Genomic DNA, 12,202 nt, shown 5'->3' with positions numbered 1-12,202 from the left:
GTCGGTCCGACACGGACCGACGTCCCATCCCTCTTTCGTGTCTAAGCCCGTCGTGGCGCGTTTGCGGGAGCCCGCCGCTCGTCGTTGACTCTGATACCCGGGGTTCGGGACTGCTCGCCCGGACGAACGCCGTCCTGAGGAGAGTCATGGCCACACGACGTGATCTGCTGACCGGTGTGCTGCTCGGAGCGGGCGCGATGGCGCTGGGGGTACCGCGTGCCCTGGGCGCCACCGGTGGGGACGCGGCCCCACCACCCACGGCCCTGGCCGGGGTGGGTGACGGGCAGCGGGTGCCCCTCACCGAGGGCACGAGCCGGGTGGGCCTGCTCTTCGACAGGCCGTTGACCGGCACGGACGCCGGGGCCGTTCGCCCGCTCCCCTCGGGGGACTGGCGCCAGCTGGCCGTGGTGGAGGACGGGCGGGACGAGCTGCCACCCCGCACCTCCACGCTGGTGGCGGTGCCCCCGACGACCCGGTCGGTGGAGGTGCGGTTGCCCGCCGGTCACCACGCCGCGACGGTGCTGGCCTTCGAGGGTGGCGTCGAGGGGCGTGACGATCCGGTCGAGGACCTGACGCTGTCCGGGGAGGCGGGCCCGAGCCTGGGCGTGGTCAGCCGTGCCGGGTGGGGAGCGGACGAGAGCCTGCGGTTCGGCGCCGGCGGGGAGGAACTGTGGCAGCAGGAGTTCACCCGCCCGCAGGTGCTCACCGTGCACCACACCGCCATCGCGCCCTCCGCCGACCACGCCGCCGACATCCGGCACGTCTACCGGCTGCACGCCGTCAGCAACGGGTGGGGCGACATCGGCTACCACCTGTTGATCGACCCGAAGGGCCGGATCTACGAGGGACGGGTGTCCGGTACCGACGGCTTCCCCGTCTTCGACCGGGACCCCCAGCTCGGCGCGCCCCTGGCGGTGACGGCGGGCCACGTCGCCAGCTACAACAGGGGCAACGTCGGGGTCTGCCTGGTCGGGGACTTCTCCGCCTCGGCTCCCGCGCGCGACGCCGTCGACAGCCTCGTGCGGGTGCTCGCCGCCCTGTGCTCCTGGTGCGCGTTGGACCCGCTGGGCACCACGAACTGGACGGACCCGGTGACCGGCGCGGTGCGCGGGATGCCGGTGATCTCGGGTCACCGTGACTGGAAGGTGACGCAGTGCCCGGGAGATGCCTTCCTCCCGAGCTTCGACGAGTTGCGCCGCCTGGTCGCCGAGGCCTGAGACCGCCGCGCGGGAGCTCCCGCCCGGCGCGCCCTTCCGCCCGCCGAGTCCCCTCCGGCGAGTCCTGGACCGGCGTGCCCGATCCCGCCGACGGGCACGGCCAGACCCGACCACGCCCGAACGGCGCCGAGTTCGGTCCCCCGGCCGGGGGCCGGGTCCCCGTCGGGACCAGCCGGCCGGGTGCCGCCCGTGGGAGGGCGCACCCACCCGGCTCGGCGAGCACCCGCTGGAGGTGGGAGGCGATGGTCAACTGCCGGTAGGGTCGCGATCACTTTCCGGTTACCCCGGACGGTGACCATCCACCGAGACCACCGCACTCCTGGAGGGATCGCATGGCGTACTGGCTGTCCGAAGGCGACGACACCCGGCGGGACCGGGACTCCGCCGCGCCACGCCGCTCGACGGCGGGCCGTGGCGGGTTGGTCGCGGTCGCCGCGCTGGTCGGCGCGGCACTGCTCGCCCCCACCTCGGCCGCGGCGGCCGACCCGGCCCACCTCCCCGGCGGGACCGTGCCCGGCACGGCTGGCCCGGAGGTCGTCGCGCACCGGGGAGCGTCCGGGACGGCACCGGAGAACACCCTGGCCGCGATCCGCGCGGCCGACGAGATCGGCGCCGACCACGTGGAGATCGACGTCCAGCGCACCGCCGACGGGGAGATCGTGCTCATGCACGACTGCACGCTCGACCGCACCACCGACGCGGCGGACGTCTTCCCGGACCGCGACTCCTACGCCGTCGCCGACCTCACCCTGGCCGAGCTGTCCAGGCTCGACGCCGGCTCGTGGTTCGGGCCCGAGTTCGCGGGGAGCCGGTGCCCACACTGCGGGAGGCCGTCCGCGAACTGGACCCGGGCACCGGCCTGCTGCTGGAGGTCAAGGTCTGCGAGGGAGTGGAGGGGCTGGGCGCGGACATCGCCCGCGAGCTGCGGTCGATGCCCGACTACCTGTGGAGTGCGGTGCGCGGGGACACCCTGGTCGTGCAGTCCTTCGACCACGAGCAGATGCGGGCCTTCCACCAGCGGCTCGGTGTCGTCCCGGTGGGGCTGCTCTTCGGCTCGCGTCCCAGCGAGGCCGAGCTGGTCGCGGCCAGCAGGTGGGCCGAGCAGGCCAACCCCCGCTTCCGGGACACCGATCCCGCGTTGGTCGACCGGGTCCACGAACTGGGTATGGCGATCAACGTGTGGACCGTCAACGACGAGGCGGACATGCGCACCGCCGTCTCCCACGGGGTCGACGGCGTGATCACCGACCACCCCGAGGTGCTGCTCGAGGTGCTGGGCCGGAACTGAGCCCTGACACCACACCGGCTGGCGGCCGCTGGCCGCCAGCCGGTGCCCGGGGAGCCCGTCAGCTCGGCATGATCTCCCCACCGAGCGGCGCCAGGACCTCCCCCGTGTAGAACGAGGACAGCGCGGGGGCGGCGAAGAACACGTAGGACGGCGCGATCTCGTCAGGCTGCGCGGGTCGCCCCATCGGCACCTGCCCCCCGAAGGATCCCGTGCGCTCCGAACCGAGCGTGGCCGGGATCAGCGGCGTCCACACCGGGCCGGGCGCCACGCAGTTCACCCGGATGCCCCGGTCGACCAAGGACTGGGCCATCGACCGGGTCCAGGCGTGGATGGCCCCCTTGGTGGCGGCGTAGTCGATGAGCGTCGCGTTCCCCCGCAGCCCGTTGACCGACCCGGTGTTGATGATCGCGCTGCCCTCACGCAGGTGCGGTAGCGCCGCCTTCGTGACGTGGAAGTAGCTGTGCATGTTCGTGGCGAAGGTGCGCAGCCACGCCTCGTCCGAGATCTCCTCCAGGGAGTCCACCGGCTCCTGCTCGGCCACGTTGTTCACGAGCAGGTCGAGGCCACCCAGGTGCTGGACCGTCTGCTCGACGGTCTCCCGGCAGTGCGCCGGGTCGGCCAGATCCCCGGGGAACAGCACGCAGCGGCGTCCCTCGTCGGCGACGAGCTGGCGGGTCACCTCGGCGTCCTCGTGTTCCGAGAGGTAGGCCACCGCCACGTCGGCGCCCTCCTTGGCGAAGGCCACGGCGGTCGCCCGGCCGATCCCCGAGTCGCCGCCGGTGATCAGCGCCTTGCGCCCGGCGAGCAGGCCTCGTCCCACGTAGTCGGCCATGCGGTCCCTCGGCCCGGGCTCCATCGCCTCCGAGCTGCCGGGGAAGTCCTGTTCCTGCTCTGGCTGTCCGAGTCGGCTCACCTGCCACTCCCTCCCGGTCCTCACCCGCATCGCGCGCCACACCCGTCCGGGGGCGCCCGCCACGCCGGAGGACACTCGCGATGCGTTCCTCCACTTGTCCTTTCCTCGTACCCAGCGCGCCCACACCCACACCAGGGGCCCGGGGACGGGGCGCGCCTGGCCCTACTCCTCGGGCTCGACCCGGATGGCGCCCTCCTCGGTGGCGTCCGTCCGCTGCGCGGTCCGTCCGGTGACGTCCTCGGCGGCGAACCCGTTGTCGTCGACGACGTCCCCCTGGAGCACCACGCCTTCCCGCTGGGCGGGCTCGTCCGGGAACTCGTCGTCAGGGGGGAGCTCGTCCACCTCCTCCGCCGGTGTCTCCGCGCGGCCGCGGTCGGGCGCGTCGACCGGTTCGACGTCCGGCACCTCCTCGTTGAGCCGGGCGTCCAACCCCTCCCCGGCCCGCTGCTCACTCGGCGTCGTGCCGAAGCGGTTCGCCTCCGACCAGTCCTCCGGCGGTTCCACGCCCTCCTCCAGCGGGTCGACGTCGAGGTCGTCCTCGTCGAGTTGCTCGCTGACGCTCAGCGGCTCGTCGTTGTCCGGGCCCGGTTGGTGGACGTCGGGGATCTCCTGCCACGGCTCCTCCGAAGCGCTGGCGCTCATCATGTCTCCCTCTCGTGGTTCGTCAGGTCCGCCGGGCGCGACGAGTGGTGTCCTCCCGTCCAGCCGCGTCGGCCCGTTCGCCAGCGGGGTACCCAGCGGGCGGAACTGGCACGCTCCGCGACGGCTGGCCGGGCTCGGCACCGCCGTTCGGTCGGTTCTCCCCTGCTCAGGGCCCTCCCCTCGGGGCGGGGTGTCCCGGTGGCGCGGCAACCGGGCGTGTGAGTGGCGGCCGGACGGGGTAGGCGTCGGGAAAGGGGTGTGGGTCGGACCGGCGCGGTGTCGCACCGCGAACGGACCACCCCACTCGGCAGGACGAACGGACGCCCGCGCCGAGGAGGTTGTGAACATGGAGACAGGCCTGGTTCGCGAGTTGGCACAGGCCGAGGGGCCGGTCGCGTCGGTGTACCTGGACGTCACCAGGAGCACCGAGAACGCACGTCAGGAGATCGAACTGCGGTGGCGGGAGGCCCGGGAGGAGCTGGAGGACCAACTGGCCGACAGGCCCACGATCGACGCGTTGGAGGAGGCGCTGCGCACCGCCCAGCCGGCGGTCGGCGCCGCGGGCAGGGTGCTCGTGGCGGCGGACGGCGAGGTGCTGCTGGACGAGGAGGTCAGTGAGCCGCCGGCGTTGCCCTACGCGCGGTGGTCCCCGCTGCCCCAGGTGCTGCCCGTGCTCGCCGACTCCGCCCCCGGGGCCCCGCTCGTGGTGGCGGTGGTCGACCGGATCGGCGCGGACCTGCGGCTCTACGAGCGCAACGCGACGCTGCGGGCGGAGCACACGGTGGAGGGCGAGACCCATCCCGTGCACAAGGTGCGGGGCCTGGGGTGGTCGCACCACCGGGCCCAACAGCGGGTCGAGGACACCGCCGCCCGCAACGCCGGTGAGATCGCCGAGGAGATCGACCGCCTCGTGCGCCGGAGCGGCGCCGGGCTGGTCCTCGTCGCCGGCGAGGTGCGGGCCAGGAACGAGGTCCTCGCCGCGCTGCCCCCCAACAGCCAACAGCGCGCCGTCAGCACCGAGGTCGGCGGCCGAGCGGAGGGCACGGACACCGAGGCCCTGGAGGACGAGATCCGCGCACTGCTGCGGGAAAAGGTCGCCCAGGACACCCGGGACGCCCTGGAGGAGTTCCGCGCCGAGCTGGGCCGGGGGAGCGGCCGGGCGCTGTCCGGCCTCCGTCCCGTGCTCACCGCGTTGCGCGAGGGCCGGATGGACACGGTCCTGCTCCGGGCCACCGGGCTGGAGCAGCGGGTGTACGTGGGCCCCGAGCACAGCCAGGTCGCGGTGGACCGGGAGGAGCTCGGTCTGCCGGAGGAGGAGGTCACCACCGAACGCGCCGACGCGGCGCTGGTCGCGGCGGCGGCGTTGACCGGCGCCCACGTGCACCTGTTCGACGAGGACGAGACGGTACCGACGGAGGTGGGAGGACTGCTTCGCTACGCGGCGCGGTGAACGACCAGCGCCCGTCTCGCTCACCGACGTGGTGAGCGACCCCGACAAGGAGGACCACTGATGCAACGGGGCAGTGACCGGCACGGACCGAAGCGGGACGAGGAGTTGAAGGCGGAGACCAGGAGCATGATGCAGGCGAACCGCCCGACGAGGGCCGAGGAGGCACTGGAGGCGGAGCCGCCCGCCGACGACGACCCCGATGCCCTGACCGAGGTGCAGCGGACCGAGCGTCCCCGGCGGGACACGTCGGAGTGAGGACCGTCGACAACGGCGACGGGCGCCCCCGGGAGGTTCCGGGGGCGCCCGCGTGTGCTGCCCAGGTGGGACCGGCCGCGCCGGCCGACCCGGGAGGCCGACCCGCCGCTCGGGCCGGTGGCTGGGGCCACCGCCGGTGCGGGACGACCGGTGTGCTCAGGAGTCGGTGTGCCGAACCGGGCTCCGGTCCACCGGGATGTTCTGCACCGAACCGCCCGCCGTCGCGCCGTCGGAACCGACAACGGGGGTCTCGGCCTTGCCGTCCTCGTCCTGCATGGCGCGCATCAGCGTGCGGGCGAGCCCGAGACCGGTGCCGCCCAGCGACAGCGCCTTCCCGAACATGTCGCCGACGCCCTCGGCGCCGTTGAGCACCACCATGTGGTCCACGTTGCCGAAGGCGGTCGCCCCGGCCTGGACGATCTCCGGCCAGTTCTCCGCGAGCTGCTGCGCGACCACGGCTTCCTGGTTCTCCGCCAGGGCGGCGGCGCGTGCCTTGATCGCCTCGGCCTCCGCGAGCCCCTTGGCCTGCGCGGCCTCGGCGTCCGCGAGGCCCTTGGCGCGGGCGGCGGCCGCCTCCGCCTCACCGGTCGCCTTCGTCGCGGCGGCCTCCGCCTCACCCCGGGCCCTGGTCGCCTCGGCCTGCGCGGCGGCGGCGGTCTTCACCCTGGTGGCGTCCGCCGCGGCGCGGAGTTCGGTCTCCTTCGCCTCGGCCTGGGCCCGCGCGATCCGCGCGTCCCGCTCGGCGTCGGCGATCGTCCTGGTCTCGTAGGCCTTGGCGTCGGCCGGCTTGCTGATCTCGGAGAGCAACCGCTGCTCGGAGAGGTTCGCCTCCAGCTCGGCCGCCCGGGTCTCCTGGACGACGACCTCCTGGCGGGCGGTGGCCTCGGCCAGCGGGCCGGACTGCCCCGACTTCGCCCTCGCCTGGTCGACCTCCGCCTGGTACCCAGCCTGCTGGATCTGGCTTTCCCGCACGGCGGCGGCCTTGCGGGCCTGGGCGGCCTGCTCCGCCTCGGTGGCCTCCTGGTCCCGCTGCGCCTCGGCGATCCTCGCGGACGCCGCGACGGCCGCGGCGTGCGGCTTGCCCAGGTTCAGGATGTAGCCCGACTCGTCGTCGATCTCCTGGATCTGGAGGGAGTCGACCACGAGGCCGAGCTTGCTCATCTCGTCCGCGGAGGACTGGCGGACGGCTCCGGTGAGCGCGTCGCGGTTGTGGATCAGGTCCTCGATGGTGAGGCCGCCGCAGATGGAACGCAGGTGACCGGCGAACAGCTCGTGGATGGTGTTGTTCATCCCGCTCTGCTGGTCCAGGAACCGCCGCGCCGCGTTGGCGATCGAGACGAAGTCGTCACCCACCTTGTAGATGACGACCGCGCGCACGGTCACCGGGAGCCCCTGCTGGGTCACGCAGGACACCTGGAGGTTGGCGCCGTGGGTGTCCAGTGACAACCGGCGCGCGGTCTGGAAACCGGGGATGACCAGGGTCCCCTTGCCCGTGATGATCTTGAATCCCATGCTGTCCGGGCGCGACTTGGTGTTCCCCCCGGTCCCGAGGCCAGAGATGATCAGCGCCTCGTTCGGCTCCGCCACCTTCCACAGCACCCGGAACAGCACGAACAGCAGCAGCAGACCGATGACGACCGCGGCCACCGAATACAGGACCTGTTCCTGCACGACTGGCTCACCCCCATGTCTCGAACGACGATTCCCTGCCAAGCGGAGCACGGCGTGGATGAGACGTGGAGGCGCGGCGATCGGTTGCCGACATCGTGGGGTGGCCGGCAGGTCACCCTCAGCCGATCGACTGCCAGGGTTCCACGTACACGTTGCGTGGTGGCTGGAAGTCGACCACGAGGACCTGGTTCCCCGGCTCGATCACCGCGTCTGGCCGCGCGGGGTAGGCGTAGAAGGCCTCCACGCCACCCCGGACGTGGATCATGACCTCACCGACCAGTCCGGGACCGATCCTGCCCGTCACCCGACCACGGTTACCGATCATGCGCTCCCTGCCTCGAAACGCCGTGTGCTCTCGGTGAGCATACGGGGTGTACCTCCTGTCAACTGCCGTTTTCCACACCGATCCGGTCTCGATCAGAAGATCGGGAAGTTGTTCAGCGTGACGGTCGACCCGGGCTCGACCCACGCCCCACCGGGCGGGGACTGCCCGAAGACCCGGCCCCGTTCCTCGCCGAACCACGAGTCGACCTCCACCGCGAAGTCGGCGTCCTCCAGGTCCCGCCGTGCCTCGTCGACACGGCGCCCGGTCACGTCCGGTACCTGGACGGCGTTGGAGACCACCACCTCGACCCGGTTGTCCTCGCCCAACAGCATCTCGGTGCCCGGGTCCGGACTGGTGCGGATGACGCGCCCGGCCTCCACGCCCTCGGCGAACTCCTCCCGCACGTCCGGTTCGAAACCGGCCGAGGTGAGGGTGTCCACGGCTTCGTCCCTGGTCTGGCCGGTGACGTCGGGGACGGGCACCGGCGGGGGACCCTTGCTCAGCACGACCCGGACCTCGCCGCCGATCGCCATCTCGGTGCCCGCCTCGGGATCGAGGCCGAGGACATCCCCGGCGGCGATCTCCTCGCTGAACTGGTCGAGGCCCTCGTCCCTCACCGGTGTCAGCCGGGCGTCCTCCACCAGCTCGTTGGCCTCGTCGAGGGAGATCCCCACCGCCACCTCGGGAACCACCGGCAGCCCCTTGGACACCAGCACCCGCACCCGGCTGCCGCGCAACGCCTCGGCGCCGCCCTCCGGACCGGTGTCGAAGACCTGGCCCAACTCCACCGAGTCGTGGAACTGGTGGTCGAGACTGGGCACGAGATCGGCTTCCTCCAGGGCAGCGACCGCGTCGGCGTGGGACATCCCTCGCAGGTCGGGAACGCTGGTCCACCGCCCGCTCCCGAACCACCACGCCGTGACGCCGATGACGAGCGCCAGGACCGTGACGATCGCCATCCAGATCACGAAGGACCGCCGGGACCGGCGGCGCTGGGTCGAGTACGGGTCCTGGACCGGGCCGCGGCGCTGACCGCCGGGGGGAGTCGGTGGGGCGGTGGGGTGGCCGGCGTGCTCCGCGCCGTGCGGACGGCCGTACTGGCCGCTCGCGTACTCGTCCCGGCTCAGCGCCCGGGTCCCCTGGGGGCCGATCGGACCGCCGCCAGCCGGCCCGGGATGCGGCGGGGGAGGCGGGCCGGGCTGGGTGTGCTGACCGGCGGGAGGGGTGACGGGGATGCGTTCCGTGGGCGGGCCGTCGGGTGAGGGGGGCGCGCCACCGTCCGAGGAGGGGGTCGCCGTCGAGGTCGTCGGCGGGGGCGTCCACACGGCGGTGGGCACGGGCACGGGTACCCGCCGCACGCCCAGCGCGTCCCGCACCCGGAGCAGCTCGTCCCGGAACGCCGTCGCGTCCGCCGGTCGGCGGGCGGGATCCCGGCTGGTGGCCCGCAGGACCAGCTCGTCGAGCGCGGGAGGGATCCCGGGCACGGCCTCGCTCGGAGGTGGAACGTCGCTGTTGACGTGCCGGTAGGCCACCGACAGCGGACTGTCGCCGGTGTAGGGGGGCCGCCCCGTCAGCATCTCGTAGAGCACGATGCCCGCCGAGTAGACATCCCCCCGGGAGTCGGTGACCCCGGTCTCCACCTGTTCCGGCGAGAGGTAGGCGACGGTGCCGAGGATGGTGCTGTCGCTGGTGAGCTTCGCGTCCGACACGGCTCGCACCAGACCGAAGTCCGCGACCTTCACCGCGTCGTTCGGTCCGATGAGGATGTTCTCCGGCTTGACGTCCCGGTGCACCATCCCGGCCCCGTGGGCCGCTCCCAACGCGCTCAGCACGGGTTCCAGGACGCTCAACGCGAGGGGGACCGGGAGCTCCCCGTCCTGGCGGAGGAGTTCCCGCAGGGTGCCACCGTCGACCAGTTCCATCACGAGGAACACGTGGTCCTCGGTGGGGCTGTGGTCCACCCCCTGGTCGTGCACCGAGACGATGGCGGGGTGGTGCAGCCGCGCGGCCGCCCGCGCCTCCCGCACGAAGCGTTCGACGAAGGTCCGGTCCGCCGAGAAGCGGTGGTCCATGACCTTGATCGCCACCGGCCGCTCCAGCCGGGTGTCCACACCGCGGTAGACCACGGACATGCCACCGCGGGCCAGCACGCTCTCCACCCGGTAACGGCCCTCCAGGGTCGCCCCGGTGAGATCCACCCCCCGTTGGTTCACAACTCCCGATCGTACGGAGGGGACGGGAGCAACCAACGCAGGGCATCACGGTGGGGGTATGGCAGGGTTGCTCCCGTGAGTGAGTTCCCCACCGCCTCCGACGTTCTCGCGCCGGAGGTCGAAGCACTGCCGCTGCCCGACATCGCGGAGCGGCTGGGCGTACCGGTGACCCGGGTGCACCAGCTCCTGCGCGACGGTCACCTGCTCGCCCTGCGCCGAGACCGGATCGCCGTGGTACCCGCCGCCCTCGTCGACGACCAGGGCGTGGTGAAGGGGCTGCCCGGCACTGTCACGGTGCTCCGGGACGGCGGCTACTCCTCGGAGGAGATCCTCCGCTGGTTGTTCACCGAGGACGACACCCTGCCCGGCACCCCGATCGAGGCGTTGCGCGGCAACCGGGGCCGCGAGGTCAAGCGCCGGGCGCAGGCCATGGCGTTCTGACCGGTCCGCACCGCACCGGTGACCGGCCCCGCCACCCTGGCGGGGCTCCGGTCCGGTCAGGGGGTCCTGGGCATCGCGTCCGGCCGCTTCGTCGACAGCCGCAGGGGGTCGGGCCGTACCAGCGACACCGCGGCCAACACCGACACCGCCAGCGCTCCCAGCAGGTAGAGCCACGAGTACAGCGCGGTGTCACCGTCGGGGAAGGTCACGAGCAGCAGCCACACCGAGGCGCAGACCATGGCGACCATCCCCGCCCCGGTCCACGCCAGGCCCGCCGCCAGCACGAGTGGCCAGCTGAAGTACCACGGCAGGGTCGCCGGGGACAGCACCGCGACCGCCAGCATCGTCAGGGCCGCCCGGCGGATGGCCTCCGACCCGCCGACCCGCGCCTTCCACCACTGCCACACGACGACCGCCAACAGGGTCACCATGCCCACCGTCCGGGTGACGGCCAGGAACGGTCCCAGCGGCACCGAGACGAACCACCCCGTCACCAGGTGGGCGAGCTGCGCCACCGCCGTGGGGATCGACAACCAGTTCACGATGATCGACGAGGTCTGGAGCGCGCTGATCCAGCCCAGGTCCACCCCGGCGACCAGGGTGCAGACCGTGAACGTCGCGATCGAGGCGCTCGCGCCGGCCAGGGCGGTCTTGACGAAGTTGACCCGCAACGACCCCGACAGCCGCTGGGCCCAGACCCAGACGAGGAAGGGCAGCGCCATCGCCGCGGTGGCCTTGACCGCGGCCGCCAGCGTCACCACCACGATCCCGGTCAGGTGGCGCCGGTCGAGTACCAGCAGCACACCCGCCGCCAGGAGACCCACCATCAACAGGTCGTTGTGGGGTCCACCGACCAGGTGCACCAGCATGAGCGGGTTGGCCGCCACGATCCACAGCGCCACGGCGGTCCGCCCACCGAGGTGGCGGGACAACCCCGGGACCGCCCAACAGATCATGGCCAGGCCGACGATCATCGCGAGCCTCGTCGCGATGACACCCAGGATCAGGTTCCCGCCCGTGATGATGACGATGATCTTCGCGAGGAGGATGAACAGCGGACCGTAGGGCGCGGGCGTGTTCTGCCAGACCCAGCTGACGTTCTCCGCGAGTGGACCCGGCAGCGCGGAGGGGCCCTCCTGGTAGGGGTCGAGGCCGTGCGCGGCCAGGTTGCCCTGCGCCAGGTAGCTGTAGGCGTCGCGGCTGAACAGCGGTGGCGCGAAGACCAGCGGAAGTGTCCAGGCGATCACCGCCGCCAGGACACCGTGCGAGCCGACCCGTTCGATGCGGACCTCGCGGCCCAACCGGACCCAGGCCCACACCGCGAGGCCCAGGCCCACGTACAGGAGGGCGTTCGCCAGGTCCTGGCCGTGACCGAAGCGGACCCAGCTCCATCCGGAGTTGGCCAGCAGCGGGTCGTGGTGCAGCACGCCGGCCGCGCCGACGGCGCCGAGCGCCATCGCCACGGAGCCGAGCACTCCCAGGAGCACGATGCGCAGCGGCAGCAGCTTGCGGAAGGCGCGGAGCCGCCGACCCAGCGAACGCCGTTCGGGCCGGTCAGGGGAGTCACGCGTGGCCTCGGGATCCGGGCTCCGGCGCCGGAGTAGGGGAGGCTGGGCAGCCGCCGCGGAGGTGTCGGGCGCGGGGCTGGATCGGGGCAACGATGGCGTGGACATTTCGGCTTATGTTCCCACAGCGGGGTATCGCTCCGTTGCGCGATCTGACCGATATGTGATCGTTCCTGGTCGGCTCGCACGCACGCCCCCGAGGCAGGCCGCCGGGGCGCGGTG

The 12,202-nt window shown here is 72.7% G+C and carries 12 protein-coding genes and 1 pseudogene; 6 read left to right on the top strand and 7 right to left on the bottom strand.

From position 1 onward, the window contains the following. Nucleotides 1-146 precede the first annotated feature (146 nt). A complete protein-coding gene (locus G443_RS10690) occupies nt 147-1,217 on the top strand; it encodes a peptidoglycan recognition protein family protein (protein WP_051313787.1) in 1,071 nt (356 codons plus the stop codon). Nucleotides 1,218-1,485: 268 nt separating this feature from the next. On the opposite strand, the gene G443_RS10685 is transcribed toward G443_RS10690, so the two are convergent. Next, entirely contained in the window at nt 1,486-1,884 is a 399-nt protein-coding gene (locus G443_RS10685; RefSeq protein WP_253860317.1) for a hypothetical protein, read from the bottom strand. Between G443_RS10685 and G443_RS10680 the strand changes: the two are divergent. Continuing rightward, a pseudogene (locus G443_RS10680) lies at nt 1,796-2,415 on the top strand (glycerophosphodiester phosphodiesterase); the annotation flags it as partial. The gene G443_RS10685 and the pseudogene G443_RS10680 sit on opposite strands and share 89 nt — an antisense overlap. Before the next feature lie 6 nt (nt 2,416-2,421). Further along, nucleotides 2,422-2,505 (top strand): hypothetical protein, encoded by an 84-nt coding sequence (locus G443_RS25855; protein ID WP_372493014.1) that lies wholly within the window; start codon nt 2,422-2,424, stop codon nt 2,503-2,505. Between the two features lie 58 nt (nt 2,506-2,563). On the opposite strand, the gene G443_RS10675 is transcribed toward G443_RS25855, so the two are convergent. Both G443_RS10675 and G443_RS10670 read right to left on the bottom strand, forming a co-directional pair. Then, on the bottom strand, nt 2,564-3,448 hold the full coding sequence (locus G443_RS10675; protein ID WP_051313832.1) for an SDR family oxidoreductase: 885 nt from the start codon (nt 3,446-3,448) through the stop codon (nt 2,564-2,566). 132 nt (nt 3,449-3,580) lie between these two features. Continuing rightward, nucleotides 3,581-4,060, bottom strand: a complete 480-nt coding sequence (locus G443_RS10670; protein WP_155886082.1) for a hypothetical protein — start codon at nt 4,058-4,060, stop codon at nt 3,581-3,583. A gap of 346 nt (nt 4,061-4,406) precedes the next feature. Between G443_RS10670 and G443_RS10665 the strand changes: the two genes are divergently transcribed. Beyond that, nucleotides 4,407-5,510 (top strand): Rv2629 family ribosome hibernation factor, encoded by a 1,104-nt coding sequence (locus tag G443_RS10665; protein ID WP_026418247.1) that lies wholly within the window; start codon nt 4,407-4,409, stop codon nt 5,508-5,510. 60 nt (nt 5,511-5,570) lie between these two features. Continuing rightward, nucleotides 5,571-5,765: a hypothetical protein gene (locus G443_RS10660; RefSeq protein ID WP_035272859.1), complete on the top strand. Its 195-nt coding sequence runs from the start codon at nt 5,571-5,573 to the stop codon at nt 5,763-5,765. 156 nt (nt 5,766-5,921) lie between these two features. On the opposite strand, the gene G443_RS10655 is transcribed toward G443_RS10660, so the two are convergent. The 3 genes from G443_RS10655 to G443_RS10645 form a co-directional block, all read right to left on the bottom strand. Continuing rightward, a complete protein-coding gene (locus G443_RS10655; protein WP_026418248.1) occupies nt 5,922-7,436 on the bottom strand; it encodes an SPFH domain-containing protein in 1,515 nt (504 codons plus the stop codon). Between the two features lie 118 nt (nt 7,437-7,554). Then, nucleotides 7,555-7,761 (bottom strand): NfeD C-terminal domain-containing protein, encoded by a 207-nt coding sequence (locus tag G443_RS10650; RefSeq protein WP_026418249.1) that lies wholly within the window; start codon nt 7,759-7,761, stop codon nt 7,555-7,557. Nucleotides 7,762-7,853: 92 nt separating this feature from the next. Further along, nucleotides 7,854-9,974 (bottom strand): Stk1 family PASTA domain-containing Ser/Thr kinase, encoded by a 2,121-nt coding sequence (locus G443_RS10645; protein WP_035291803.1) that lies wholly within the window; start codon nt 9,972-9,974, stop codon nt 7,854-7,856. 75 nt (nt 9,975-10,049) lie between these two features. Here G443_RS10645 and G443_RS10640 point away from each other — a divergent pair, with 75 nt between their 5' ends. After that, nucleotides 10,050-10,415 carry an Rv2175c family DNA-binding protein gene (locus G443_RS10640; RefSeq protein WP_026418251.1) on the top strand — a complete coding sequence of 122 codons (366 nt, stop codon included), beginning with the start codon at nt 10,050-10,052 and terminating at the stop codon, nt 10,413-10,415. Between the two features lie 56 nt (nt 10,416-10,471). Here G443_RS10640 and mptB read toward each other — a convergent pair whose 3' ends face one another. After that, nucleotides 10,472-12,088, bottom strand: coding sequence for a polyprenol phosphomannose-dependent alpha 1,6 mannosyltransferase MptB (gene mptB / locus G443_RS10635; RefSeq protein WP_026418252.1), 1,617 nt, complete (start codon nt 12,086-12,088; stop codon nt 10,472-10,474). Nucleotides 12,089-12,202 lie beyond the last annotated feature (114 nt).

Origin of the sequence: Actinoalloteichus caeruleus DSM 43889, assembly GCF_000429185.2 — a bacterium.
Classification (GTDB): domain Bacteria; phylum Actinomycetota; class Actinomycetes; order Mycobacteriales; family Pseudonocardiaceae; genus Actinoalloteichus_B; species Actinoalloteichus_B caeruleus.
This window is presented reverse-complemented; position numbering and strand designations above follow the sequence as displayed.

Excerpts from the sequence above, each read along its gene's own strand:
- G443_RS10690 (WP_051313787.1), top strand. The coding sequence starts at position 147 with ATGGCCACACGACGTGATCTGCTGACCGGTGTGCTGCTCGGAGCGGGC.
- G443_RS10685 (WP_253860317.1), bottom strand. The coding sequence starts at position 1,884 with ATGAGCACGATCTCCCCGTCGGCGGTGCGCTGGACGTCGATCTCCACG.
- G443_RS25855 (WP_372493014.1), top strand. The coding sequence starts at position 2,422 with ATGCGCACCGCCGTCTCCCACGGGGTCGACGGCGTGATCACCGACCAC.
- G443_RS10675 (WP_051313832.1), bottom strand. The coding sequence starts at position 3,448 with ATGCGGGTGAGGACCGGGAGGGAGTGGCAGGTGAGCCGACTCGGACAG.
- G443_RS10670 (WP_155886082.1), bottom strand. The coding sequence starts at position 4,060 with ATGAGCGCCAGCGCTTCGGAGGAGCCGTGGCAGGAGATCCCCGACGTC.
- G443_RS10665 (WP_026418247.1), top strand. The coding sequence starts at position 4,407 with ATGGAGACAGGCCTGGTTCGCGAGTTGGCACAGGCCGAGGGGCCGGTC.
- G443_RS10660 (WP_035272859.1), top strand. The coding sequence starts at position 5,571 with ATGCAACGGGGCAGTGACCGGCACGGACCGAAGCGGGACGAGGAGTTG.
- G443_RS10650 (WP_026418249.1), bottom strand. The coding sequence starts at position 7,761 with ATGATCGGTAACCGTGGTCGGGTGACGGGCAGGATCGGTCCCGGACTG.
- mptB (WP_026418252.1), bottom strand. The coding sequence starts at position 12,088 with ATGTCCACGCCATCGTTGCCCCGATCCAGCCCCGCGCCCGACACCTCC.